The sequence below is a fragment of the Streptomyces sp. CNT372 genome, assembly GCF_000377145.1.
The window spans coordinates 192,027-218,523 of the sequence record NZ_KB897787.1 but is presented as its reverse complement, the minus strand read 5'-3'; the positions used below and the strand labels follow the sequence as shown (position 1 = coordinate 218,523).

At 74.7% G+C, this 26,497-nt stretch carries 14 protein-coding genes; 2 read left to right on the top strand and 12 right to left on the bottom strand.

Annotated features, from left to right (window positions below; all coding sequences use genetic code 11):
* Positions 1 to 1,741: DUF1996 domain-containing protein (locus C593_RS30350; protein WP_018849773.1), on the top strand; the 1,741-nt coding region annotated here is incomplete at its 5' end.
* Between the two features lie 67 nt (positions 1,742 to 1,808).
* Here C593_RS30350 and C593_RS0123465 read toward each other — a convergent pair.
* From C593_RS0123465 to C593_RS0123445, 5 genes are all read right to left on the bottom strand, one after another.
* Positions 1,809 to 2,750 carry an alpha/beta hydrolase gene (locus C593_RS0123465; protein WP_018849772.1) on the bottom strand — a complete coding sequence of 314 codons (942 nt, stop codon included), beginning with the start codon at positions 2,748 to 2,750 and terminating at the stop codon, positions 1,809 to 1,811.
* 161 nt (positions 2,751 to 2,911) lie between these two features.
* The gene (locus tag C593_RS30345) at positions 2,912 to 3,169 is read right to left on the bottom strand and encodes a hypothetical protein (RefSeq protein ID WP_018849771.1); all 258 of its coding nucleotides are present in this window, start codon (positions 3,167 to 3,169) and stop codon (positions 2,912 to 2,914) included.
* Positions 3,166 to 3,894, bottom strand: coding sequence for a DUF2470 domain-containing protein (locus C593_RS0123455; RefSeq protein WP_018849770.1), 729 nt, complete (start codon positions 3,892 to 3,894; stop codon positions 3,166 to 3,168). Before C593_RS0123455 ends, C593_RS30345 begins: the two co-directional genes overlap by 4 nt.
* A gap of 394 nt (positions 3,895 to 4,288) precedes the next feature.
* Positions 4,289 to 5,869 (bottom strand): amidohydrolase, encoded by a 1,581-nt coding sequence (locus C593_RS0123450; RefSeq protein ID WP_018849769.1) that lies wholly within the window; start codon positions 5,867 to 5,869, stop codon positions 4,289 to 4,291.
* Between the two features lie 26 nt (positions 5,870 to 5,895).
* Entirely contained in the window at positions 5,896 to 6,105 is a 210-nt protein-coding gene (locus C593_RS0123445) for an MbtH family protein (protein ID WP_018849768.1), read from the bottom strand.
* 102 nt (positions 6,106 to 6,207) lie between these two features.
* Between C593_RS0123445 and C593_RS0123440 the strand changes: the two genes are divergently transcribed.
* Complete coding sequence (locus tag C593_RS0123440) at positions 6,208 to 7,338, top strand: alpha/beta hydrolase-fold protein (RefSeq protein ID WP_078521814.1); 1,131 nt, start codon at positions 6,208 to 6,210, stop codon at positions 7,336 to 7,338.
* 40 nt (positions 7,339 to 7,378) lie between these two features.
* Here the strand turns inward: C593_RS0123440 and C593_RS0123435 are convergent, their stop codons facing one another.
* The 7 genes from C593_RS0123435 to C593_RS0123405 form a co-directional block, all read right to left on the bottom strand.
* Positions 7,379 to 9,079 (bottom strand): ABC transporter ATP-binding protein, encoded by a 1,701-nt coding sequence (locus tag C593_RS0123435; RefSeq protein ID WP_018849766.1) that lies wholly within the window; start codon positions 9,077 to 9,079, stop codon positions 7,379 to 7,381.
* Positions 9,066 to 20,255 carry a non-ribosomal peptide synthetase gene (locus C593_RS0123430; RefSeq protein WP_018849765.1) on the bottom strand — a complete coding sequence of 3,730 codons (11,190 nt, stop codon included), beginning with the start codon at positions 20,253 to 20,255 and terminating at the stop codon, positions 9,066 to 9,068. The genes C593_RS0123435 and C593_RS0123430 overlap by 14 nt, the downstream gene beginning before the upstream one ends.
* Before the next feature lie 37 nt (positions 20,256 to 20,292).
* Positions 20,293 to 22,101 (bottom strand): ABC transporter ATP-binding protein, encoded by a 1,809-nt coding sequence (locus C593_RS0123425; protein ID WP_018849764.1) that lies wholly within the window; start codon positions 22,099 to 22,101, stop codon positions 20,293 to 20,295.
* A gap of 45 nt (positions 22,102 to 22,146) precedes the next feature.
* Positions 22,147 to 23,217, bottom strand: coding sequence for an iron-siderophore ABC transporter substrate-binding protein (locus C593_RS0123420; protein ID WP_026278002.1), 1,071 nt, complete (start codon positions 23,215 to 23,217; stop codon positions 22,147 to 22,149).
* 128 nt (positions 23,218 to 23,345) lie between these two features.
* Positions 23,346 to 24,236 (bottom strand): ABC transporter ATP-binding protein, encoded by an 891-nt coding sequence (locus C593_RS0123415; protein ID WP_018849762.1) that lies wholly within the window; start codon positions 24,234 to 24,236, stop codon positions 23,346 to 23,348.
* Positions 24,237 to 24,264: 28 nt separating this feature from the next.
* A complete protein-coding gene (locus tag C593_RS0123410) occupies positions 24,265 to 25,395 on the bottom strand; it encodes an iron ABC transporter permease (RefSeq protein ID WP_018849761.1) in 1,131 nt (376 codons plus the stop codon).
* A complete protein-coding gene (locus C593_RS0123405) occupies positions 25,392 to 26,450 on the bottom strand; it encodes an iron ABC transporter permease (protein ID WP_026278000.1) in 1,059 nt (352 codons plus the stop codon). The genes C593_RS0123410 and C593_RS0123405 overlap by 4 nt, the downstream gene beginning before the upstream one ends.
* Positions 26,451 to 26,497: the final 47 nt, after the last annotated feature.

Here is a 26,497-nt window from a genome sequence, read left to right as displayed (position 1 = left end):
CGGTGGCGGGTTCGGCGGGCAGGCCGGCAACGGCCCCGTCGCGGGCGACTTCGTGAACATCCAGGACGTCCAGCCCAACGTCTCCCAGCCCCGCCAGAAGCGCGGCGCCTCCCGCGGCACCTTCACCACCGACTGCGGCGTGAACGCAGGCGGCCTCTTCAACCCCGACAACGTCATCGTCGCCCCCGGCGTCGCCAACGGCGCCCACCACATGCACGACTACATCGGCAACCAGGCCAACGACGCCTTCGCCAGCGACGACGACCTCGCCAACGGCGCCACCACCTGCCGCAACCAGGGCGACCGCTCCACCTACTACTGGCCCGTCCTGCGCCTCCAGAACGGACAGCAGGAGAACGACGCCCAGGCCGACGGCGGCGGCAACGACCAGAACGTCGGCGAAATCCAGACCCCCACCCAGGTCACCCTCAACTTCGTCGGCAACCCGCGCAGCAAAGTCACCGCCATGCCCCGCTTCCTGCGCATCATCACCGGCGACGCCAAAGCCTTCGTCAACGGCAACGCCAACGCCAACGCCTCCTGGAGCTGCACCGGCTTCGAGGACCGACAACTCAAGGACAAGTACCCCATCTGCCCCGAAGGCAGCCAGGTCGTCCGCACCTTCACGTTCCAGAGCTGCTGGGACGGCCAGAACACCGACAGCGCCAACCACCGCACCCACGTCGCCTTCGCCGACGCCAACGGCCGGTGCCCCAGCGGCTTCCGCGCCATCCCCCAACTCGTCCAGCGCATCGTCTACGACGTGCCCCCGCCCGTCCTCGACGGCGACAACCCCGTCGTCTTCGCCGTCGACTCCTTCCCCGAACAACTCCACAAGCCCGTCACCGACCACGGCGACTTCATCAACGTCTTCGACGAGGCGCTGATGGCGGAGCTGGTGGCCTGCGTCAACGAGGGCCGTCAGTGCGGCCCGGACGACGCGGGCGGCACTTTGCCGGACGCGGGCGAGCAGCCCCCGGGCGACGGCGACGGCCAGGACACCGGCGGTCAGGACGGCGACGGGGGCGACGGCGGACAGAACGGAGGCGGACAGAACGGCATCGCGCCCGAGCAGCCGGGCGACTCCGGTGGTCAGCCCGGGCAGAACGCCGGCGCGACCGGTGGCAACGGCGGCCAGGACGGCGGCGACCCGGGCCAGGGCGGCAACGGTGGCAGTGGCGCCGACGTGCCCGGCGCACCCGGGCAGCCCGGCGCCCCGGACCAGCCGGGCGAGGGCCAGGGCCAGGGCCAGAACCAGGCCGGGCAGGACGGATCCGGTGCGGGCGGCGGCCAGGACGTACCCCCCGGCGCCGCTGAGGACAAGGGCGTCCCGGCGGACCGCCCGGCGGCCGGGCGTCCGGCAGCGGAGGACGGCGGGGCCACCGCGCCGGACGTCCGGCGCGCGCCCGATGTCCTGGGCGACGGCGGCGAGAAGCCGGCGGCCGGCAAGGGCGACGCGCCCGCCGTCCGCGAGGACGCCCCGGAAGGCGGGGAGGCTTCGGCGGCGCCCGCCCCGGCGCCGTCGGCGGCGGACCGTACGGACACCCCGCAAGGGTCCGGTGCCGGTGACGGCACGGCGCCCTCCCCCGCGGGCGGTACGGCGCCCCAGCAGTCGGCGGGCGGTTCACTCGCCTCCACCGGCGCCCAGTTGTGGCCCTCGGCCGTGGGCGCCGCGCTCCTCGCCGCGGGCGTGGTGCTGCTGAGGATGCGCAACCGGCGTGAGCCGGTCAGGGGCCGCTGACCGCATCTCCGGGACCCGGCCGCAGGGCATCAGGTGCCGCGGCCGGGCCCCGTCGTGCCGTCCCCGGTCAGGGCGCGAGGTACGGCAGGTCGTCGTAGCGTTCCCCGGCGCAGAAGCGGGCCATCAACTCCGCGAATTCGGGGACGCGTTCGATGGGGGCGAGGTGGTCGGTCTCCTGGATCGTCAGGAACCGTGCGCCGGGCAGGTGCGCAGCGAGGTCCCGGCCCATCGCGGGGGTGGTGAGGGTGTCGTGCTCACCGGTCACCACCAGGGTCGGCACGGCCGGCAAGGGGTCCGCCCGGTACCAGTCGTGGCGCATCAGCCGGAGGTTGTGCTCGGCCGACTTGGCCATCTCCTCGGGGCTCTGCCCGGCGATCTGCTGGTGGACGAGGCGGGAGACGGCCGCGTGGCGGCGGACGGCGCCCGCCCCGGCCGGCGACATGAAGCGGTCGGCGAGTTCGCGGGCGACCGTGGCGGTGTCACCTGCCCGGATCAGCCCGTCCCAGCGGACCATCGCGGCCGCGTAGTCGGCCGGGATGGCCCGGGTCATGCCGACGAGCATCAGCCGGGCGACCCGCCGCGGATGGCGCTGGGCGACGCGCAGGCCCACGGCTCCGCCGAAGCAGGCGCCGACGAGGTTGACCCGGGGCAGGTCCAGTTCGTCCAGCAGATGGGCGACGGCCTCGGCGAGGAAGTCCGTACCCCGGTCGGCGGGCAGGAAGTCGGCCGAGCCGTACCCGGGCAGGTCGGCGGTGACGACGTCGCACACCTCGGCGAGCCGCCCCTCGTGCCGGGTCCAGGAGTACCGGTCCTGGGAGGACCCGCCGAGGACGAGCGCCGGTTCGGCCACCGGCGCGGTGCTGCGCACGACCCGCGCGGCGTAGCGATAGCCCTGGACACGGAGCCGGTGCTCCGTGACACCGGACCGGCGTACGTCGTCCGGACGGGCTGTCTGGCCGGGGAAGGGGTGCTGGACCGTGGTGACGGTAGGGGGCGACGTGCGCGGCACCTGGGCTCCTGTGCTTGCGGGCGGGTCGGGGTGTCCAACGACGCCGGAGCGGGAGAGGTGTGCCGGGGATGGTTCGCGAACAGATGTGCCCGGATCGGGCTTTGCGGGGCGGGGGGGGCGGCGCCGGGGCCGTCTTGCGGCCGCGCCCGGCCACGGGGCCGTCATGTGCCGGGGCGGCGTGGGCGCGGGGCCGCCGCCCGGTCGGGGGCGGGGGGCGGGGTGGCGAGGGCGGCGGCGAGCGGCGCGGCCCGGATGATCGCGGCGACCCGGTCGTGCGGGGCCGCGCCCGCGCGGTGGCCGGGCCGCGCCGCCGGGGTGCCGCCGTCAGCCGCGGGGCGGTGCGGATCGCGGGCGGGCGGCGACCCGCCGGCGGGGACGTGGCGCACGGTGCGGCCCGCCCCCGCCCGGGGCCCGGTCACGACGTGCCACTGCGGCGCTTGCGGCAGCGGGCCGCCGCGCGGCGCAGGAGCCGTTCCATTTGCGGGCCGACGCCGTCGGCATCGTGCACGGGGGCGGCGAAGGAGATCCGGACGTCGGCGTGGCTGCGCGGGTACTCGCAGCGCAGCGTGATGCCGTGGCGGTCCAGGGCGAGGGGGCGCACCCGCACGGCGCCCTGGAGCACCTCCGGGTCGAGGAGGCGGCTGAGCTGCTCCACGACCTCGTGGTGGTCGTCGTCGAGGTGGGTGAGCATCGCCGCCTCCTGACAGGCGAGCACATCCGGTTCGGCGAGGGCCAGTTCGTCCAGTCCGACGTACTCGACGAGGCCGCGCCGTTCGATGCCGGCCCGGGCGGCGTCGAGGCGGAGGACCAGGGCGCCGGCCGTGGGCTGCTCCTCGCAGGGGGTGAGCCAGCCCGAGAGGGTGACCCGGGAGCGGACCCGGTCCCGGACGCCGGTGGGGGCGACGTCGGTGAACTCCAGGAGTCCGGCCAGGACACCCCGGGGAGCGAAGGCGATCTGCACGGCGAGCGGGCTGTCGGCGGGCGGATGGAGCCTCAGCCGGCCCCGCCGGTCGGTGGTGTGCATCGCGATCAGGTCGTAGCTGCTGCCGTCGGTCGTCAGGCTGAGCGACGTGGCTGCGGCGACGACGGAGCGAATGCGCTCCGCGTTGCTCGGCCCGGCGGTGCGGACCTTGGCAAGGACCATCGGTAACTCCTAACTAAGGTAAGCCTAACCTAACAGACCTTGAGAGCCGCCTGAAGCCCTCCGGACGCACGAGCACCGGGCGACCGGCGCCCCGCCGGCACCTCGGCGCCCGGCTCGGACCTGGTCGCGCGGCCGCCTTCTGCGGCCGCTGCGCGCCGCCGGGCAGGCGGGCGGCCCGGACGGGCGGAGCGTCCACCGCTGCATGCCGGACCGGGACCCGACCCGCCGCCGGCCATCCGGTGGTCCAGGGGGACGCGGGCCGCGCCGGGGCCCGAGGCGCGGGCCGGTGCCCGGCTCCGCGGGCCGGGCCGGGTCCCGAGCCGGGGGATGCGAACGCCCGGAAGCAGGGAGGAGCGGGCCGGGGACCGGCCCGGCGAGCGCCGGGCGCGCCCGCTCAGGCGAACGGCCCGCCGGACACGACCGCGCCGTCGGTCCACGTGCCCAGGACCTCGATGTCCCCGATCCGGGAGGGATCCACGGCGCGCGGGTCGTCGCCGAGGACGACCAGGTCGGCGCGCTTGCCCGGGGTGAGGCTGCCCAGGGTGTCCTCCCAGTGGCAGGCCCGCGCGGCGGCGACCGTGCAGGCATGCAGGGCCTCGTCGACGGTGACGCCCTCGTCCGGGCCGATCACCCGCCCGGAGGCGGAGGCCCGCTCCACCATGAACTGGACGGCGAGCAGCGGGGATCCGTCGGCGACGGGTCGGTCGGAGCTGCTGACCAGGGGGATGCCGTGATCCAGGAAGGACCGGCCGCGGTAGAGCCATGGGGCCCGCCCCTCCCCCATGACGGCCGCGTAGTCGTCGCCGAAGTACCGCAGGAAGCTCGGCTGGACGACCGCGCTGAGGCCGAGGCGGGCGAAGCGCGGGAGCTGGTCGGGGCGGACCAGCCCGGCGTGCTCGATGCGGTGACGGGCGCCGGGGCGCGGCCGGTGGCGCTGGGCGCGCTCCACGGCGTCCAGGGCGAGGTCGGCGGCGCGGTCGCCGATGGCGTGGACGGCGAGCTGCCAGCCGGCCCGGTGGCCGTCCACGATCAGGGCGGTGAGGGCCTCGGGGTCGTCCTGCAACTGGCCGGTGTGGTCCAGCCCTTCGTACGGCTCGGTGAGGGCGGCGGTGCGGGCCATCATGCCGCCGTCGGCCCAGATCTTCAGTGCGCCCAGGGAGAGGCGGTCGCCGCCGAAGCCGGTGCGCAGTCCGAGGTCGAGGGCCCGGGGGATGCCGTCGCCCCGGTGCGCGGCGACCGGGCGAAGCCGGTCGGCGGAGACCATCAGCTGCACCCGCAGGGGCAGCAGGCCCTCGTCGTGGGCGAGTTGGTAGGCGCCGAGTTCGACCGGGCTGTGGCCGAAGAGGGCGCCGCCGACACCGGCCTCGGCGCAGGCGGTGACGCCCTCGGCGAGACAGGTCCGGGCGGCGCGGCCGATCGCCTCGGCCAGCTCCCGCTGGGAGTGGGGCAGGCGCAGCGCGCGGGCGGCCCCCATGGCGGCCTCGACGAGGAGGCCGTCGGTGTGCGGGACGCCGGCCGGGAGGAGGTCGAGGACGGCGGTGCTGACCACGCAGCCGTGCCCGGAGTCGTGCAGCAGGAAGACCTTGCGCCCGTGGGCCGCCCTGTCGAGTTCGGCGGCGGTCAGATGGCGGCCGAGGGCCCGCTGGTCGTATCCGGCCAGGGTGACCCAGTCCCCGGGTTCGCCGGTGCGTGCGGCGGTGTCCGCCACGACGGCGAGGACCTCGTCGGCCCCCCGCAGGCCCGCGATGCTGACGGTGTTCTCCTTGAACCCCGTCCAGGCCAGGTGCACATGGGCGTCGACGAAGCCGGGCAGCACGGTGGCGCCCCGGAGGTCGATCACCTCGCGTGCGGGCAGGGCCGTGACGGCCTCGTCGAGGCCCACGATCCGGCCCCGCCAGATGCCCAGTTCACGGGCGAGGGGGCGGGCGGGGTCCATGGTCACGAAGCGCGCGTTGGTCAGCCTGGTGCAGAGCACGTCGGGGGTCCCGCTTCGCCGTGGGGTCAGTCGGTGGAGGCCGCGAGGGAGCGCGGGCGCAGGTCCTTCCAGTGCTCCTCGACGTACTCCAGGCACGCCTCGCGGGTGGTCTCCGGGAGGGCGACCGTCCAGCCGCCGGGGACCTCGGCGAAGGAGGGCCAGAGGGAGTGCTGCCCCTCGTCGTTCACCAGGACCAGGAAGCGGCCCTCGGGGTCGTCGAACGGGTTGGTGCTCATGTGCCGGTGCCTCCTCGGCCGTCTGCTGACTTCACGTCACATACCGTGCGGAAAGGAGTGGTTGAGCCCTCGGGGCAGTGGGTTTTAGGTTAGGCTCACCTAATGCAGGCCGAGCCTAACGTCTCTGCGCACCCCTCACAAGAAGACCCCGCCCCGGGCCCCGGCGAGGGGTTCGCCCTGCCCGGCGCACCGGGCTCCGAGGAGTTCTGGGCGGCGGTGCGCACCCCCGTGATGGTGCCCGGCCCCGGCGGCGGCTGGCGGGCCCTGTTCCTGTGGCGCGGCTCGTCGCCCGCCGGGATCGACTTCGAGAGCTGGTCGCCACCGGTCTCGCTGCGCCGCTGGGCGGGCACGGACTGCTGGTACGCGGAGGTGCGGATGCCCGCGCGGCTGCGGGTGACCTACCGGTTCCTCGCGGACGGCACCCCGGCCGCCGACCCGTTCAACCCGGTCGGCGCGGGCCCCGGCCGGTCCATCGCCTCGACGCCGGACGCCCCGGAACAGCCGCACTGGCCCGCCCTCGGCTCCGACGAGGCACTGCCCCTCCCCCGCACCAGGCTCCGCTGGGCCGGCGGACGCCTCGGCGGACGGCGCACCGTGCGGGTGCACCCGGTGGGCGGCGGGGGGCCGGTGGTGCTGCTCCTCGACGGCGACGACTGGCTCTATCTGCACCCGGCGGCGCAGGCTTTCGACGCGGCCTTCGAGGCCGGTGAGCTGCCGCCCGTCACCCTGGTCTTCCTGCCGGCGAAGGACCGGGAGGCCGAGTTCGGGTGCGCGCCCGCGCTGTGGGAGGCGGTCCGGGACGAACTCCTGCCGCTGGTCGCGGAGTCCGGGGTGCCGGCCGGTCCGGACCGGCTGGTGGTCGCCGGGCAGAGCCTCGGCGGGCTGAGCGCACTGTACGCGGCGCTGGAGTTCCCGGAGCTGGTCCGGCGGATCGCCGTCCAGTCCCCCTCGTTCTGGTGGACGCCGGGTGCCGCGGGCCTGGCGGACCCGCTCGGCGGTCCGGCCGGGGGACTGATCGCGGAGCGGCTGCGCCGGGGCCCCGATCTGTCCGGGCTGCGGTGCGCGTTCGACGTGGGCGAGCACGAGAGCCGGATGCTGCCGCACTGCGAGCCGGTGGAGGCCCTGACCGAGCGGGCGGGTGCGGTGGTCAGGGTCTCGCGGTCGGCGGCGGACCACGACCGGGCAGGCTGGCGGCACGCGCTGCTGCGGGACGTCGCCTGGGCACTGGGCTGAGCCGGACGGCCGGACGACCGGACGGCACCGGACCGCCGGGCTACCGCGCGACCGCCCGGCAGTAGTTTTGGTCGGTGGCGAGCAGGTTGCGGTGGGTGTCCTCCGCGGTGACCACGCCGTCGTCCAGGACGAGGACCCGGTCGGCGGCGTCCAGCAGGGCGGGGCTGCTGGTGATCACCAGGGTGGTGCGGCCCCGGCGCAGGGCGGCGACCCGGCGGGCGATCAGTTGCTCGGTGACCGCGTCGACGGCGGTCGTCGGGTCGTGCAGCACCAGGATCCCGGTGTCGGCGGCCAGGGCGCGGGCCAGGGAGAGGCGCTGCCGCTGGCCCCCGGAGAGATTGGCGCCCCGGTCGCGGACCGGGTAGTCCAGCCCCTCGGGGTGGAGGGCGACGACGTCGGTGAGCAGGGACGCCTCGACGGCCTCGGCGACGGTCCGGCTGGTGCCCGAGGGGTCGATGTTGCTGCGCAGGGTGCCCGCGAAGATCTCCCCGTCGTACGGGTTGACCAGCAGGTGTTCACGGACCGCCTCGACCGACAGGTCCGCGAGCGGCTGCCCGCCGAGACGCACCGCCCCCTCGTACGCGCCGGGCGGGACGTTCAGCGCGAGGACCGCCGCGAGGTCGGCCGCCGCGCGCGGCTGGTAGGCGGCGACGGCGACGAACTCGCCCGGGGCCACGTCGAACTTCAGGGTGCGCAGGGCGCCGTGGCGGACGCCGTCCACCTGGAGTCCCCCGCCCGGGGCCGGGCGTCCGCCACCGGGGACGGCGACGGGCGGGGCGGACAGGACCAGGGCCATCCGGTCGGCCGAGGCGCGGGCCGTCATCACGTACTTGGGCATCTCGGAGAACATCTTGAGCGGTTCCATGATGAACTGCGCCAGGCCCACGGCCATCACCAGTTCCCCGATGGTGATCTGCCGCTGGAAGGCCAGCCAGCCGGCCGTCAGGGAGACGGCGGCGGCGAGGACGGCGTTGAGGGCGAGCGCGGTGCCCGCGTAGACGCCGTTCACCCGGGCGACGGTGATCGCCTGGCGCTTGGCGTCCGTGCTGAGCCTGCGGTAGGAGCCGAAGGCCGCGTGGTTGCCGCCGAAGCCGTGCAGCGGGCGCAGGCCGATGATCAGATCGGCCACCTTGGCTCCGGCGCGCGCGACCCGGGCCTGCTGTTCCCGGGTCCCGGCGCCGATCCGCCGGGACATCACACTCAGCACGGCGAGGATGGCGACGGTTCCGGCGACGACCAGCAGCCCGAGCCGGAGGTCGGCCAGGCTCAGCGCGACGGCGGTGACCACCACGGCGGCGAGGGAGCTGACGAGCAGCGGCACCACCTCGATGATGTCGGCGGTCTGGTCGGCGTCCTCGGTGGCGACGGTCAGCACCTCGCCCGATTTGAGGCCGCCGCCCCGGGCCACCGGCTGGAGGGCGCAGGAGGCCACCCGTACCCGCCAGCGGTGGGCCTCGGTGGTGTTGGCCTTCTGCAGGATGCGCATGCCGAAGCGCCACGACAGGGACACCGTCGTGATGATCACGGCGAGGGCACCGATGGACAGGGCGAGGGCGCCGGGGCTGCGGTCCTTGAGGGCGTGCTCGACGATCAGGCCGAGCGCGATGGGGAAGGCGGTCTCCCCGGCCTGGTACAGGCCCATCAGGACGGTGCCCCAGACCATCGCCCCGACGTTGCGGCGCAGCGCGGTCCGCAGGATGGCCGATCCCGGGCGGGGCCGCTGGGTGTCAGGAGTGTTCATCAAGGTGACGGGCAATCGCTTCCGGGGTTCGCAGGGTGAACAGATCGCGGATGGTGACCACAGGACCGTACTCCCGGCGGAGCAGGCCGATCAGCCGGACCGCCGTCATGGAGTGCCCGCCGAGGGAGACGAAGTCGCCGACCGCGCTCACCTCGTCGTCGTCCAGGTCCAGGGACTCGGCGAAGAACTCGCAGACCGCGGTCTCGGTCGCGGTGCGCGGGCCGCGCTCGCCCGCCGTCCTCAGCGCGCCGAGGGGCCGGGCCTCGGGCAGCGCCCCGGTGTCGGCCTTGCCGTTGACGGTGAGCGGGACGGCGTCGAGGCGGGCGTAGTGGGTCGGGCGCAGGAAGTCGGGCAGGGCGGCACCCACTTCGGCGGCGACGTCGGCGAGGTGGGCGCCGTCGAGGACGAGGTAGGCGGCCAGCCGGTACGCGCCGTCGGCACGGGGGTCGGGCTGGGCGACGACGGCGGCGGAGCGGACCGCCGGGTGGGCTGCGAACGCGGCCTCGACCTCGCCGGGTTCGACGCGGTGGCCGCGGATCTTGACCTGCTGGTCGGTGCGGCCCAGGTACGCCAGGTTGCCGTCGGGCCGCCGGGCGACCAGGTCCCCGGTGCGGTACATGCGTGCGCCGGGCGCGCCGAAGGGGCAGGCGACGAAGCGGTGCGCGGTCTGGGCGGGCTGGCCGAGGTAGCCGCGGGCGATGCCGGCGCCCGCCACGTACAGTTCGCCGGGGACGCCGTCGGGCAGGGGCCGGAGCCAGGGGTCGAGGACGTACACATCGGTGTTGTCGATCGGCACGCCCACCACGGGGTCCTGGCATTCGAAGGTGCCCACGCCGAGGGTGTTGATGGTGTACTCGGTGGGCCCGTACAGGTTGTAGCCGACCGTGCCCTCGGTCTCGGCGAGCCGCTGCCACAGGGCGGGGGTGACGGCCTCGCCGCCCAGCAGAACCAGCGCGGGCCGCCGGCCGGGGGTGTCGAGCAGGCCCTCGGCCACCAGCTGCTGGGCGTAGGTGGGCGTCACATTGATGACGTCGATGCCGTGTTCGAGGCAGTAGGCGGTGAGCCGGGGCGCGTCACGGCGCAGTTCCTCGTCGCAGATGTGCACCTCGTGGCCGTCGGCGAGCCACAGCAGCTCCTCCCACGACATGTCGAAGGCGAAGGAGACGGTGTGGGCGATCCGGAAGACCCGGTGGCCGTGCCCGGCGAGGACCGGTTCGAAGATCCTGCGCCGGTGGTTGATCAGCATGTTGGTGAGACCGGCGTACTCGGTGACCACGCCCTTGGGCTTCCCGGTCGATCCGGAGGTGTAGATGGTGTAGGCGGGGTGCCGCAGGCGGTCCGGGTCGCCGGGGGTGAAGGTGGTGAACGGGTCCGCGGTGGGCAGCGGGCGGTCCAGTTCGATCAGCTCGCCGCCGAGCGGGGCCAGCCGGGGGGAGACGGCGCTCACGGTGAGGATCACCTGGGGGCGGGCGTCCGCGACGATCGCGGCGATCCGCTCGTCGGGGTGGTCCAGCTCCAGGGGGACATAGGCGGCGCCGGTGCGCAGCACCGCGAAGAGGGCGGTGATCGAGTCCAGGGAGCGGGGGATCGCGAGGCCCACGGTCGTCTCGGGGCCGATACCGCGTGCGGCGAGGACACCGGCCACGGCGCGGCTGCGGTCGCGGAGTCCGGCGAAGGTCATGGTCGAGCCGCCGGCGACCAGGGCGGTCCGCTCGGGGGCGCGGCCGGCGGCCCGGTCGAAGCGGTCGACGACGGTGTCCGTGCCGATCCCGGTGCGCGGGGCGGGTACGGGAGGGGGTGCGAGTCCGGGCAGGGCGCCGAGCGGGCCGCTCGCGCGGGCCAGGTCCAGCAGGACACGCAGATAGGCGCCGAGGAGTTCACGGGCGGCGGCCGGGTCGCCGTCGCGCTGCTCCAGTTTGACGGTGAGCCGGTCGCCGGGGGTGACGACCCAGGTGTACGGGTAGTGCGTGGAGTCGTCGGCCTGTACGGAGGTGATGCCGTGCCGGGCGTTCATCGCGGCGAAGGCGTCCAGGTCCAGGAAGTTCTGGAGCACGAACAGGTTGTCGAACAGGGTGTCGTGGCCGCAGGCCCGCTGGATCTCGCCGAGTCCCAGGTGCTCGTGGTCCATCGCCGCGGCCCGGGCCGCCTGGACGGCCGTCAGATACTCCCGGGCGGTGTGGTCGGGGCGGGCCCGGGTGTGCATGGGCACGGTGTTGAGGAGGACGCCGACGATTCCGGCCGCCCCCTCGCTCTCCCGGCCGGAGACGGTCACGCCGAACACCGCGTCGCTCCGGCCGGTGTACGCGCCGAGGAGGAGGCCGAAGGCCCCGGTGAGGAGGGAGTTCAGGGTGACGCCGTGGGTTCTGGACGCCTCGCGCAGCAGTCCGGACTCCTCGGCGGAGAGGGTGTGGACGAGGGTGTGCGGCAGCGCGTCGGAGAGGGCGGGCGAGGGGCCGGCGAGCAGGGTGGGGCCGGTGAGGCCGGCCAGGTGGCCGGCCCAGAAGCGTTCCGCGGGGGCGGGGTCCCTGGCGGCGAGGGCGCGGGCGTGGTCCTCGAAGGAGGGCGCGGCCGGGGTGTGCGGCAGGGGGGTGCCGTCGGTGGCGGCCCGGTAGGCGTCGAAGAGGTCCCGGAGGACGATCTCGCGGGACCAGCCGTCCCACAGCAGCAGGTGGTAGCTGAGCAGCAGGCCGTCCCGGCCTCCGGGCAGGCGCACCACGGTCAGCCGGATCAGCGGGGGCGCGGCCGGGTCGAAGCCGGTCTCCCGGTCCCGGGCGCGCAGGGCCGCCACGGCGGCGTCCGCTCCCGCCCCGGCCCGGGCTTCGGCGCCGGTGCCGGCGCCGGTGCTGGTGCCGGCGCCGGTGCCTTCGGTGAGGTCGACGGTGCGGACGGGGACCCGGCGGCCCGCGCCGAGGACCTGGACCGGGTTGCCGTCGTCGCCGGTGCCGAAGCCGGCGCCCGCGACCGGGTGCCGGGCGGTCACATACGCCATCGCCTCGGCCATCGCCTCGGGGTCCAGTCGCCGGTCGAAGGTGAACCAGCTCTGGGCGACGTACTGTCCGGCGGTGCCCCCCAGCTGGGCCTGGAAGTAGAGGCCGCGCTGGAGCGGGGTGACGGGCGCGGTGCGTTCGGCCGTCGCCGAGACCGCCGCGATCTCCTCCAGGGCCGCCAGCCAGTGGCCGGTGAGCTCGTCGGGGACGCCCGCGGCGAGGGTGAAGCGGGCGTGCAGGCGGCCGGTGGCGTCGTCGGTCCACGCGTCGACCTCGACGGCGTACGGGCTGTGCCGCTCGCCGCCGGTGATGCGCGGCACCTCGGACTCGCCGCCGCGGCCCAGGTAGTTGAAGAGCACCTGCGGCCGGGCGGTGAGCAGGGGCGCGGTCTGCGGGTTCAGGTAGCGGAGCTGCCCGTAGGCGAGGTGTCCGTGCTCGTCGGGCCGGCGGCCTGCCAGTTCGCGGGCGGCGGCGACGGGGTCGGTGTGCGCGGTGAGCCGTACGGGGGCGACGGCGGTGAACCAGCCGACCGTGCGGGTGTAGTCGTGGTGCGGGAGGACGGGGACCCGGCCGTGGCGCTCCAGGTCGACGGCGAGGTCGGTGGGCTCGGGCTGGATCCGGGTGAGCGCGGCGCGCAGCGCGCCGCACAGCAGTTCGGTGAGTCCGGTGCCGAGGGCGCCGGGCGCGGTGCGGGTGAGCCGGTCGCTCGCCTCGGCCGCCAGGACGGCCGTGGTCTCGCGCGTCGCGCCGGTGGCGGGCAGCAGCGGCGGCGCCTGGAGGGTGGTGATCCAGTGGCCGAGGCCGCCGGCGGCCCCGGCGGCCCGCGCGGTCAGCGCTTCGGCGTACTCGGCGTAGGAGGTGGTCGGCGGGGGCAGGGGCGCGCCGCGCAGGGCGGTGGCCAGGTCGTCGAGGAGGATCAGCCAGGAGACCGCGTCCACGGCGAGGTGGTGGGCGGTGACCACCAGGGTGCGGGTGGCCTCCAGCCAGGTGAAGGCGACCGTCTCCCCCGCTTCGGGGTCGAGCCGTCCGGCCGCCTCGTTCGCGGCGGCGGTCGCCGTCGGCGCGTCGGCGCGGGCGAGGGTGACCGGGCGGACGGGTTCGGTGCGCAGGGACCACACGCCGTGGTGGACGTCCAGCCGCAGCCGGAGGGCCGGATGGGCGGCCACGACCGCGTTCACGGCGCCTTCGAGGCCGGCGAAGGTGATGTCCGCGTCCACGGTCAGGGTCCTGGCCTGGGCGAACCGGACGAGGGAGCCGCCCAGTTCGCGTTGGCGCAGGACGATCGGCGTCGGGGTCACCGGGCCGTCCTCGGCGAGCGGTACCGCGGGTGCGGCGGGCCGGGGGGCGGCCGTCGCAGCCAGGTGCCGGGCGATGGCGCGCGGGGTCTTGTGCAGGAACACGTCCCGGGGCGCGATCGGCAGGCCGAGGGCGCGGGCCCGGTTGACGACGGCGATGGCGACGATGCTGTCGCCGCCGGCCCGGAAGAAGTCGGTGTCCTCGTCCACGGCGGAGCCGGGCAAGGCCTCGGCGAACACGGCGACCAGGGCGGCGAGAGCGGAGCCGGCCGCGGGCTCGTGTGCGCCGGCCGCCGCGTCGGTCGCCGCCGGACCGGTAGCCGCGTCGGTCACCGCCGGACCGGCCTCCGCCGGAGCGTCCTCGGGGGCGGCGGCCCGCTCAGCGAGGGCCTGCCGGTCCAGCTTCCCGTTGACGGTGAGCGGCAGGGCCTCGGCCGGCAGGACCCGGCCGGGCACCAGGTGCGCGGGCAGCTTCCCGGCGAGCAGGGCGGCCAGATCGGCGGGGACCCGGCCCACGACGTGCGCCACCAGGTGGTCCCCGCCGGACGCGACAGTGACGGCCGCGTCGACCACACCGTCCACGTCCCTGATGGCGGACTCGACCTCACCCGCCTCGATCCGGAAGCCCTTGACCTGGACCTGGTCGTCGGCCCGGCCGGTGAACTCCAGCTCGCCGTCGAGGGTGCGGCGGGCCAGATCACCGGTGTGGTACATCCGGGAGCCGTCCCGCGCGAACGGGTCGGCGACGAACCGGGACGCGGTGAGGCCCGGGCGGCCGAGGTAGCCGAGGGACACCTGGTCGCCCGCGACGTAGATGGCGCCCACCCGGCCCGGCGGCACCGGCCGGAGCCGGTCGTCGAGGAGATGAGTGACCAGGCCGGGGATCGGGCCGCCGATCGGGCTGGCCCCGCCCCCCGCGCCGAAGTCCTCGTCGGTGAGCACCCGGTGGGTGACGTGGACGGTGGTCTCGGTGATGCCGTACATGTTGACCAGCTCGGGCGTCCGGGTGCCGTGCCGCGCGACCCAGCTCCGCAGCCGCCCGAGGTCCAGGGCCTCACCGCCGAAGACGATCCGCCGCAGCGCGGGCAGCGGCGCGCCGCAGTGCCGGTCGGCCTCGGCGAACTGGTGGAAGGCGGACGGGGTCTGGTTGAGCACGGTCACCCCGCGCTCGCGGACCAGCCGGTGGAAGTCGACCGGGGAGCGGGTCAGTGCGTGGTCCGGGACCAGCAGCTCGGCGCCGTGCGCCAGCGCGCCCCACAGCTCCCAGACCGCGAAGTCGAAGGAGAAGGAGTGGAACTGGACCCAGACGTCGCCGGGGCCCCAGTCCATGGCGGGGCCGGTCCGGGCGAGCAGGGCGACCACGGCGGAGTGCGGGACCACGACGCCCTTGGGGCGGCCGGTCGACCCGGAGGTGTAGATCACATAGGCGGGGTCGTGCGGGCGGGGTCCCGGACCCGGCACGGCGTCCCCCGGCTCCCTCTCCCCCGGCACCATCACCCGGGCCCGTATCCCCGCGCGGTCGAGCAGCGCCGAGAACCGGTCCCGCTGCTCCTCGTCGACGAGGACGACGTCGGGGGCGGAGTCGGCGAGGAGGAACGCGAGCCGTTCGTCCGGATACGCCGCGTCCAGCGGGACGTACGCGCCGCCCGCCGTGACGGTCGCGACCAGGGCGACGACCTGGTCCGGGGAGCGGGGCACGGCGACGGCGACCCGGGTACCGGGTCCGGTCCCGGCCACGCGCAGGGCGGCGGCCAGCGAGTCCTTGGCGCGGGCGAGTTCGCCGTAGGTGAGGGAGCGGGTGGTGCCGTCGAGGCCGCAGTGGGTGACGGCGGTGGCGTCCGGGTCGCGCCGCGCGGCGGTGTCGAAGAGGGCGTCGAGGGTGGTGGGGGCGACCGGTTCCGGACGGGCGGCCGCGGGTGACGCGAGGTCAAAGACCGGGGCGTCCGGGCGGGTGAGCAGGGTGGTCAGGGTCCGGGCGAAGGTGTCCAGGATGGCGTGGGCGCCGGCCCGGCGCAGCAGCGCTGCGTCGTGGATCAGGTTGAAGCGCGGGTGGCCGTCGGGGGTGCGCTCGACGACCAGCGTCAGCGGGTAGTGCGGGGCGCCCTCGTTGACGACGGCGCTGACGGCCAGGGTGTCGCCGGGCCGCCGCAGCTCGCGGACGTCGGTGGCCACGTCGAAGACCACCAGGGTGTCGAAGAGGGCGCCGGCCGTGCCGGCCCGGCGGGCGGTCCGCGCCAGGGAGACGTGCTGGTGCGGCAGGACCGCGTTCCGGTGCTCCCGCACCGAGGTGAGGAGTGCGGCGGCCGTGGTGTCCGGCGTCCAGCGGGCGCGGACCGGGACGGTGTTGATGAAGAGCCCGACCATGTCCTCGATACCGGGCACGTCCGCGTCACGGCCGGAGACCGTGGAGCCGAAGACCACGTCGCTGCGGTGCAGGAGTCCGCCGAGGGTGAGGGCCCACGCGCTGTGCACGGCGACGCTCAGGGGCACTCCGGCCGCACGGGCGGCCGCGTCCAGGTCGTGCGCGAGCCCGCCGCCCGGGCCCTCGGCGTGTGCGCGTTCGCCGCCCGGGCTCTCGGCGTGCGCGGGCCCGCCGCCCGGCTCCTCGTCCCGGACGGCGAACGGATCGTCGTCCCGGACGGCGCCCGGCTCCAGGACGGCGTCGGCGAAGCGGTCGGACGGGGTGTGGCCCTCGGCGACCAGGGAGCCGCCGGGGAGCCCGGCGAGCTGCTCGCCCCAGACGCGGTCGCTCTCCTCCTCGTCGCGCCCGGCGAGCCACCGGACGTAGTCGGCGAAGCCGCCGAGGGGGTGCACACTGCCCGGCGCGTGGTACTCGGCGAGCAGGGCGCGGAGCATCGTCGGCACCGACCAGCCGTCGGCGACGATGTGGTGCACGGTCTGCACCAGGACGTTCCGGCCCCCGCCCGCGCGGACCAGGGTGTAGCGCATCAGCGGCCCGGCCGCGAGGTCGAATCCGGTGCGGCGGTCCCGTTCGGCGAGGTCGCGCAGTTCCTCGCCGGTGATGCCGGGCCGGTCCAGGACGGTGAACGGGGCCTCGGCGCCGCTCTCCAGGACGGAGACCACGCGCCCGTCGGCGAGGGCGACGAACCGGGCGGCCAGGTTGGGGTAGAGGGCGAGCAGCCGGGTGGCGGCGGCCGCGAGCCGGCCGGGGTCCGCCTCGCCGTCCAGGGTGAGGAGTTGCTGTTCGACGTAGGCGCCGGCCGAGTCGTCGTCGAAGACCGAGTGGAAGTACAGGCCCTCCTGCAAGGGGGTCAGGGGCAGGATGTCGCGCAGGTCCGGGCCGTCGAGGGCGTCGACGTCGGCCTGGGTGAGGGGCAGCGGGGCGAAGTCGCCCGGGGTGTGGCCGCCGCCCGTCTCCAGGGTGGCGAGGGCGGCGAGGCCGGTGAGGGTGTCGCCGAAGTAGCCGGCGAGGGTGGTGATGTCCTCCTCGGTGAAGACGCCCTCGGGCCAGGAGAGGGTGGTGACCAGGCGGTAGCCGCCGTCCGGGGCGGGTTCGGCGACGGCGTTGAACTCCAGGGCGCGCGGCAGCCGCATCCGCGGGTCGCGCCGCTCCCCCAGCTGCCCCGCCGGAGTGGCGAGTTGCCAGTCCCCGGGGGTGCCCGCGTCGAAGCGGCCCAGGTAGTTGAAGAGGACCTGGGGCGCGGGGGTCTCGCAGCCGGTGGCGTCGAGATGGCGCAGGGCGCCGTAGGAGAGACCCGCGGCCGGCACGCGGGCGAGGTCCTCCTTGACGGCCTTCAGCGCGGCGGCCAGCGGGGCGGGGTCGGCGGGGTCCCCGGGCGGGCCGGGGTCCACGGTCACCGGGAACAGGGTGGTGAACCAGCCCACGGTCCGGGAGAGGTCGGGCTCGAAGCCCGCCGTGTCCGCCACATGGCGGCTCTCGCGGCCGTGGCCCTCCAGTTCGATGTGGGCGAAGGTCTGGTCCTGGCCGAGGTCGCGGCGCCGGCGGGCGAGGGTGACGGCGAGCGCGGTCAGCAGCACGTCGTTGACACCGGCGTGGAACCGGGCGGGGACGGGCCCCAGCAGCGCGGCGGTGACCTCGGGGCCGACGGCGACGGTGCGCAGCCGTTCCCGGGCGACGGTGTCGGCGGCGGTCAGGGCGCGCCGGCCGAGCGGTGCGTCGGGTCCCGGCAGGGGGCGCAGGTAGTGGGGGCGGTCCGCGTCGAAGGGGGTTTGTGCGAGGAGCTGGGTCCAGCGCCGGAAGGAGGTGCCCACCGGGGGCGGTGCGACGGGCTCGCCCGCCTGGACCTGCCGCCAGGCGGTGGCGAGGTCGTCCATGAGGATCCGCCAGGAGACGCCGTCGACGACGACATGGTGGGCGACGAGGACGAGTTGGCGTGCCGCGCGGCGCCAGACGGCGCGCAGCATCACGCCGTGGTCGGGGTCGAGCCCTTCGGTGGCGAGTGCGGTGCAGGCGTCGAGGGGGAGGTCGCTCTCCTGCCAGTGGGCGGTGGCCCGGTCCGCCGGGGGGATGTCGAAGCTCCAGCGATCCCCGCGCACCAGCCGTGCGCGCAGCATGTCGTGGCGCCGGACGAGGGCGGTGAGGATCCGGTCGAGGGCGTCGGCGGTGAGACCGCGCGGGGTGGTGAGGACCACGGACTGCACGAAGCCGTCGATGGCGTCCGTGGTCTCGCCGAGCCACTGGACGATGGGCGGGCCGGCGAGCGGGCCCGTGGGGACGTCGTCGTGGTCCGCGGCGCCCTCGCCCTCGCGGCTCGCCGCGGCGGCGAGGGCGCCGACGGTGCTGTGGGCGAAGATCTGGCCTGCCGTGACGTTCAGTCCCGCCTCGCGCAGGGCGCTGAGGAGGGATATCGCGAGGATGCTGTCGCCGCCGAGTGCGAAGAAGTCCTGGTCGGTGCCGACGGCGTCGAGTCGCAGGACCGAGGCGACGGCGGCGCAGACGAGGCGCTCGTTCTCGGTGGCCGGGGGGACGACCGCTCCGGTGCCGAGGACGGGTTCGGGCAGGGCGGCCCGGTCGAGCTTGCCGTTCGCGGTGAGCGGGAACTCCGGCAGCACGACGATGTGGGCGGGCACCATGTACTCCACCATGTGCCGGCCGGCCCACTCCTTGACCTGCTCGGCGCGCAGGTCCTCGCTCCCGGCGGCGGGGATCACATAGCCGGTCAGATAGGTGGCGCCGGCCGCGTTCTTCCGGGCGACGACGCAGGTGTGGCGGGAGCCGGGGTGTTCGGCGAGGCCGGCCTCGACGTCCTCGATCTCCAGACGCATCCCGCGGATCTTGATCTGGTTGTCGGCGCGGCCGAGGAAGTCGAGGGAGCCGTCGGGGGCCCGGCGGGCGAGGTCGCCGGTGCGGTAGAGCCGGGAGCCGTCGTTGGCGAAGGGGTCGGCCACGAAGCGGGAGGCGGTGAGTCCGGGCGCGTTCACATAGCCGCGGCCCAGGAGGAAGCCGCCGACGTACAGTTCGCCGCCGACGCCGACCGGGACCGGGCGCAGTTCGTCGTCGAGGACGTAGAGCCGGGTGTTGGGGTTGGCCCAGCCGATGGAGGTCGACAGGCGTTCCGCCTCGCCCCGGTAGATCACGTGGGAGACGCCGATGGTGGTCTCGGCGGGGCCGTAGCCGTGGTACAGCGGGATGTCGAGCCGGGTGCGGAAGCGCTCGTACAGCTCGGGGGTGAGCACCTCGCCGCCGCACCAGACGTGCCGCAGGCTGCCGAGGCGGCCGGAGTCGCCGGCGATCTCCAGCAGGACGTCGAGCATGGAGGAGACCAGGTAGGTGAAGGTGACGCGCTGCTCGGCGATCACCTGGAGCAGGTGGTGCGGGTCGCGTTCGCCGCCGGGACGCAGGACGACCAGCCGGCCGCCGGAGACCAGCGGCAGGAATATCTCGTTGAGGGAGATGTCGAAGGAGAGCGGCGCCTTGAAGAGGGAGGCGTCGTCGGGGCCGAAGCCGAGGATCTCGTGGACCTGCCAGAGCAGGCGTTCGCTGATCGCCTCGTGGCGGATCATGGCGCCCTTGGGCCGGCCGGTCGAGCCGGAGGTGAAGATCACATAGGCGAGGGCCGCGCCGGGGACGGTGGCGTCGGGGCCCTCGGCGGGGAGGTCGCCGTACGCCCAGCCGTCGAGGTCGACGGCGACGGCCTCCGGCTCGCCCGGCTCCCCCGGGCCCGTGCCGCCGCTCCCGCCCGGGGCGTTGAGCTGGAGGACCACCCGGGCGTCCTGGACGACGACGGCCCGGCGGGCGGCGGGCCACTGCGGGTCGAGGGGGACGAAGGCGCCCTTGGCCCGCAGGACGGCGAGGAGGGCGACGACCATCTCGGCGGAACGGGGCAGACTGATGCCGGCGACCTGCTCGGCGGTGAGGCCGCGCGCGATCAGATGGTGAGCCAACTGGGCTGAATACACGCCTAATTGACGATACGTCAGAGTGCGGTGTTCGTCGGTGACGGCGACCGCGTCCGGCCGCAGGCGGGCCTGTTCGAGGAAGAGTTCGACGACGGTGGGGCGGACCCGGTCGGCGTCGGTGTCGTTCCACTCGGCCAGCAGGGCGGTGCGGGCCGCCGCGTCGCAGGGGCCGATGGTGCCGACGGGCCGGTCCGGGAAGTCGGCCAGGTCGTCCAGGGCCCGCTGGGCGTCGGCGAGCGGGACGCCGTCGGGGACGGTGATGCTCCGGCCGTCGGGGGCGGCCCGCCAGTCCCGGCTTCCGCCGCCGCCGTTGTCGGCCCAGCCGAGGACGTCGGTGAAGGAGGTGGCGGGGGTGAGGCCGATGCCGTCCGGGCTTCGGCCCGTCGCCCAGTAGGAGAGTCCGATGGCGCATGCTTCGGCGATGGTCCGGTCGCTGTAGTCGCCGGTCCGGCGGCGTACCGCGGCGAGGCGGGAGAGGGAGAGTGTGACGTGAGGAGCACGCGGATCCGTCATCGAAGACTCAGCATCCTTCCAAGGCATGCAGGTTGGCCTAACCTGACTGAACGTCCGTCTCACTGCCCTCGCGCCAGGCGCGCCACAGCCGCGCGTACCTGCCTCCCAGGGCCACCAGCTCCGCGTGCGTCCCCTCCTCCACCACGCGTCCCGCGTCCAGCACCGCGATCCGGTCCGCCGCCATCGCCTGGGTCAGCCGGTGGGCGACGAACAGGGTGGTGCGGCCCGCGCACGCGGCGAGCACGGCGCGCTCCAGTTCGGCGGCGCCCTCGCTGCCCGCCTCCGCGGTCGACTCGTCGAGCACCACGACCGGTGAGCGGCTGAGGACGAGCCGGGCCAGGGCGATTTGGGCGGCCCTGGTGCCGTCGAGGCGTTCGCCGCCCTCGCCGACCGGGGTGTGCAGCCCCTCGGGCAGCAGGCCGGCCCAGTCGCCGGCGCCGACCGTCTCCAGGGCGCCGAGCAGCACGGCGTCGTCCGCGTCGGGGGCGGCGAGGCGCAGGTCGTCGGCGAGGGTGCCGGAGAAGACGTGCGTCTCCTGCGTCAGGATGGTCACCAGGGTCCGCGCACCGGCCTCGTCCAGGCCGGCGAGGTCGTGCGGGCCGATGCGCACGGAGCCGGCGCCCGGGGTGCCGATACCGGCGACCAGCGCGGCCAGGGTGGACTTGCCGGCGCCGGTCGCCCCCACCAGGGCGAGCGAACCGCCCGCGGGGATGGTCAGGTTCACGTCCCGAAGTACCGGCCGGCCGGTGCCGGGATAGCCGAAGGTCAGTCCCTCCACCCGCACCGGGTGGGGCACGGCCGCGGCCTCCGCCACGGTGGTGTCGCCCACCAGGCGCTCCTCGGCGGGCTCTCCCAGGACCCCGACCAGGCGGGTGAGGCTGGCGCCGGACTTCTGGGCCTCGTCGAAGGTGAACATGATGGCGCCGAGCGGGGTGAACAGCCGGTGGAACATCAGCGGGGCGGCCGACACCTCGCCGAGGGTGGCGGCGTCGGCCTCCAGGAGGGCGTAGCCGACCAGGAGGATCAGGACCAGGCCGATGAACTCGGCGCGGTTCTCCCGGCCGACGAAGCGGCCGAAGAAGCGGAACACCTCGACGCCGAGGTCGCGCACCCGCCAGGACTCGCTGGTGACCTTCTCGCGGACGGCGTCCTCCAGGCGGTAGGCCCGGACGGTGTCGATGCCGTTCAGCCCGCTGATCAGGGCCTGGGCGCGGTCGGCCTGGGCGATGCGCTGCCTGCGGTACAGCGGGGCGGAGCGGGGCAGGTACCAGCGCAGGGCCAGGGCGTAGGCGGGCAGCGCGCCGGCGCCGGCGAGGCCGAGCCGCCAGTCGAGGCCGAACATGCCGGCCGTCGCGATGAGGACCAGGACCCCGGCCGAGAACACGGTGGGGACGGCGGTCCGGATGCCCTTGGAGAGGACGGCGACGTCGTCGCCGACCCGGGAGAGGACATCGCCCCGGCCGACCTGTTCGACCCGGGCGCTCGGCATCCCCAGCACCGCGCGGACGGCTCGTTCGCGCAGCGCGGCGAGAAGTTCCGCACCGAGCCGCCCGATCAGATACGTGGAGACGGCGGTGGCCGCCGCGCCGAGGAGCGCGGCGGACACCATCAGGATCCCGACCGTGACGAGCACCGAGGACGCTTCGTCCCCGACCACCCCGTCGACCACCCGGCCGAGCAGGAGCACCGGGAGGACCTGGAGGGCTGCCCCGGCCACCGTGGTCAGCACGGTGGACGCGGCGAGCCAGGGGGTCTCGCGGCAGTGCGCGGCGACCCACCGGGCGGCCTCTCCTCCCGTCGCCGTGCGCAGGTTGACGGGGGTGGCGGGGGTGTCGGTGACAGTCACTCGGGGACCACATCATGCCGGGGACGGGACGGGTGGACGAACACGCTACCGGGCCGATGCGACGAGCTCGTCGATGGCGTAGGGCAGGGACAGCAGGGTGCTCTGGGAGATGGCGGCGCCGACCGCGGGGCCTTCGCTGTCCAGCAGGTAGGAGACCTTGCCGTTCGTGACGGCGGGGAGGTTGGCGAAGAGTTCGAACTTCTTCAGGGCGTCGGTGTCCGCCTTGTCGTTGATGACGAAGATGCGGTCCACGTCGACCAGGTCGATGCGCTCCGGGGAGAGCTGCACGGAGAAGCTGCCGCCGGCGGCCTTGTCGATCTCCGCCTGGTAGCCGTACCCGATGCCGGTGACGAGCCGTCCGCGGACGTCGGTTGAGGTGAACGGGGTGACCGTGTCCTTGTACCAGGACAGGGCGACGGCCTTCTCGCCGGCGAAGGCGGGGTTCGCCTTCTTGGCCGCGTCGAGCTTCTCCTGGATGCCCTCGACCATCGCGGCGCCCTCGGTCTCCTTGCCGAGCGCCTTGGCGATATGGAGCGCGTTGTCCTGCCAGGGGGCGCTGAAGGGTTCCTTCTCGGCCTTGGTGCGGCCCACGGTGGGGGCGATCTTCGACAGCTTGTCGTAGGCGGCCCGGTCGATCTCGGAGTAGACGGCGACGATCAGGTCCGGTCGCAGGGAGGCGATCTTCTCGTAGTTGGGGCCGGCGTCGCCGTTGTTCATGACGACCTCGGGGCGGGCCTCGCCCCACTTGTCCTTCACCCACGGCCACTGGGTGTTGATGTCGGGGGTCTGTCCCGCCGGGTTGGGGTACTGGTCGACCATGCCGACCGGTTTGATGCCGAAGGCCAGGATCGCCTGGTCGTCCGTGTAGCCGACGGACACGACCCGCTGGGGGGCCTTCGCGACCTTCGTCGATCCGAAGGCGTGCTCGACGGTGACCGGGAACGCTCCGGCGGCCGGGGTGTTCTCGCTCTTGCCTTCCGTGTTCTCGTCCGCCGCCTTCGTGTCCGGCGCGTCGGATCCGCAGCCCGCGAGAAGGCCGGCGCCGAGGGTCGCGGCGGAGAGGACCACCGCAAGTCGCCGCCATGGATTCACCGGCGTCGTTCGATGGAGAAGCATCCGGACTCCCTTGCTTTCGTGCCGTCCACGGCACCCTGCGTCGAGGGCAGCCAGACACTATCCCGTGCAAGTGAGGTAAGCCTAGCCTAACCGTCCAACTTTCCAACCCTGTAAGGAAGTTGACGGATTCACCCCTGGTCAGCGCCGTGCGGGAGCCCTTCGGCGCCCTCTCGGACATGCGTACGACCGATAGGTACGACGAGTGGTCCCCCGCCTGTCGGGTCCTCGATCACCACGGCCTGCAGCCCGAACGCCTCGTGCAGCAGCCCGGCGGTGATCACGTCCCGCGGATGCCCCTGTGCCAGGATCGAACCCGCCCGCATCACCACGAGGTTGTCGCTGTAGCGGGTGGCGAGGTTGAGGTCGTGCAGGACCATCACCACGGTGCGGCCCGACTCGTGCAGATCGTCGACCAGGTCCAGCACGTCGATCGCGTGCGCCAGGTCCAGATAGGTGGTCGGCTCGTCCAGCAGCAGCAGATCGGTGCCCTGGGCCAGGGCCATCGAGATCCAGACGCGCTGCCGCTGGCCGCCGGAGAGGGAGTCGACCGGGCGGGCGGCGAGTTCCAGGACCCCGGTCATGGCCAGGGCGCGTTCCACCACCCCGGCGTCGTCCGAGGACCACTGGCGCAGCCAGCTCTGGTGCGGATGGCGGCCCCGGGCGACCAGGTCCGCCACGGTCAGCCCCTCGGGCGCCACCGGCGCCTGGGGCAGCAGACCGAGCTTTTTCGCCACGTCCCTGGTCCGCAGGCGGCCGATGTCCTCGCCGTCCAGCACCACGGCTCCGCTAATGGGCCTGAGCAGCCGGCTGAGGGTGCGCAGCAGGGTGGACTTGCCGCAGCCGTTGGGGCCGATGATCGTGGTGATCACGCCCGGCGGGATCGTGACGTCGAGACCGTCGATGACGGCGCGGCCGCCGTATCCGACCGTGACGCCCCGGGCGGCCAGCCGCGGGGCTCCCCCGGCACCCGTCCCGTTTCCCGTCCCGGACTCGCTCCCGGTGGTGGACTGAGCGGTCACACGCCCCCCTTGGTCGGTTCCTCTTGGTTCATGACCGCTGCCCCAGGTTCGCCCGCACCAGCAGATAGACGAGGAACGGCCCGCCGATCGCGGCCGTGACCACCCCGACCGGAAGGGTGACCGGCACCACGGAGCGCGCGACCAGGTCCGAGCCGGTCAGCAGCAGCGCCCCCAGGAGACCGGAGGCGACGAACGGCGGTGTGGGGACGCGGGCCAGACGCATCGCCACCTGCGGGGCCACCAGGGCGACGAACGGCACCGGGCCCGCCGCGCTCACGGCCGCGGCGGCCAGCAGCACGGCGCACAGCAGCAGGACGGCCCGCACCCGGGTGTACCGGACGCCCAGCCCGGCGGCCACGTCGTCCCCCAGGTGCATCGCCTTGAACGGGAACGCGACGGCCGCGACGACGCACCCGAGGAGGAGGGTGCCCCACAGCACGATCCGCACCTCGTCCCAGGAGCGGCCGTCCAGCGAGCCGATCAGCCACGCCTGGGCGCGGGCCACGTCCCTGATGTCGGCCGAGACCAGCAGCCAGGTGGTGAGCGCCTGCATCACGGCGGTCACCGAGATGCCGATCAGGATCAGCCGGAAGCCGTCGATCCCGCGCCGCCACGCCAGGAAGTACACCAGCAGCCCGGTGCCGAGCCCGCCGAGCAGCGCGGCGGCGGACAGCCCCACCGCGCCGGCGACGGCGGCCGCCGCCCCTCCCGAGACGGTCACCGCGAAGACCGCGACCGCGCCGGCCCCCGAGGTGATCCCCAGGATGTCAGGGCTGGCGAGCGGATTGCGCGCCACGGACTGGGTGATCGCGCCGGAGACCCCGAGGGCGGTCCCCACCACCAGGCCGGCCAGCGCCCTCGGCATCCGCAGGTCCATCACCACGAACTCGTCGACCGGTTCGCCCCCGCCGAGGATCGTGGCGACCACCCGGGACAGGGCGAGGGGGAAGTCGCCGACGGCGATGGAGAGGCAGAACGCCAGGAAGGCCGCGGCCGCCAGCAGCAGCGCGACCAGGACCGGCCAGGGCCGCCACACGAACGACACGGGGCCGAGCCGTACGCCCGGCGCGACCGCCGCCTTGACGCCCGCCCCGTCCGCGTCCGTCTTCGTCACGCCGGACCCGCTCACGCCCGACCCGCTCACGCCCGCCCCGTTCATGCGCTCCTGAACTTTCCCCGCCAGACCAGGACCGCGAAGAAGGGGGCGCCCAGCAGGGCGACCACCACCCCCGCGTCCAGTTCGCCCGGCCGTACCACGAGGCGTCCCACGATGTCGCAGACGAGCAGGACGACACCGCCGAGCAGACCCGCGTACGGCACCAGCCAGCGGTAGTCCGGTCCGGTCGAATAGCGGGCCACATGGGCCACCATCAGCCCGAGGAAGGCGATGGGGCCGCAGGCCGCGGTCGCCGCCCCCGCGAGCAGCGTGACGGCGGCGATACCGGTGGTCCGGCTCAGCGCGATGTTGACGCCCAGCGCCCGGGCCACGTCCTCGCCCAGGCTGAGGAGGTTGAGGGCGGGCAGCACGAGGAGCGCCATCCCCAGTCCGGTGGCGATGAACGCGCTCACCGGCCAGATGACGTCGAAGCCGACGCCGGTCAGCGAGCCCGCGTTCCAGAACCGCAGCGCGTTCAGGGACTTCTGGTCGGTCAGCGCGACCGCCGTGGTCATCGCCAGGAGGAACACCGCCACGCCCTGTCCGGCCAGGGCGAGCGTCAGCGGGTTGCCCGCGCCCCGGCCGATGCCGGCGAGCCCGAAGACGACGACTCCGGCGACCGCCGCGCCGGCGAAGGCGAACCAGACGTACTGGAAGGGGTCGGTGAACCCGAGGACGGCGATCACCGAGACCACGGCGAAGGAGGCTCCCGCGTTGATCCCCAGCAGGCCGGTGTCGGCGATGGGGTTGCGGGTGTAGCCCTGGATCAGGGCGCCGCCGACGCCGAGGGCGGTGCCCGCCACGACCGCGAGGACCGTCCGGGGCAACCGGACGGTCTGCACGATGAGCCTGACCTCGGTGAGCCGGCGGTCGGGGTCCGGGTCCGCGAACAGCCCGTGCCAGACCTCGGCGGGGCTCAGCGCGCGGGCGCCGACCGCCAGGGACACCGCCGCGGCGACGACGAGGACCCCCAGCAGGGCGCCCGCACCCGCGACCCGCCGACGGCGGGCCTCCGTTGCGCCCCCGGGCACGGGGCGTTCCACTGCGATCGCGCACATGTCGACGTACGTCATTCCTCTGCTCGGCCGGGGCGGCGGAAAGCCGG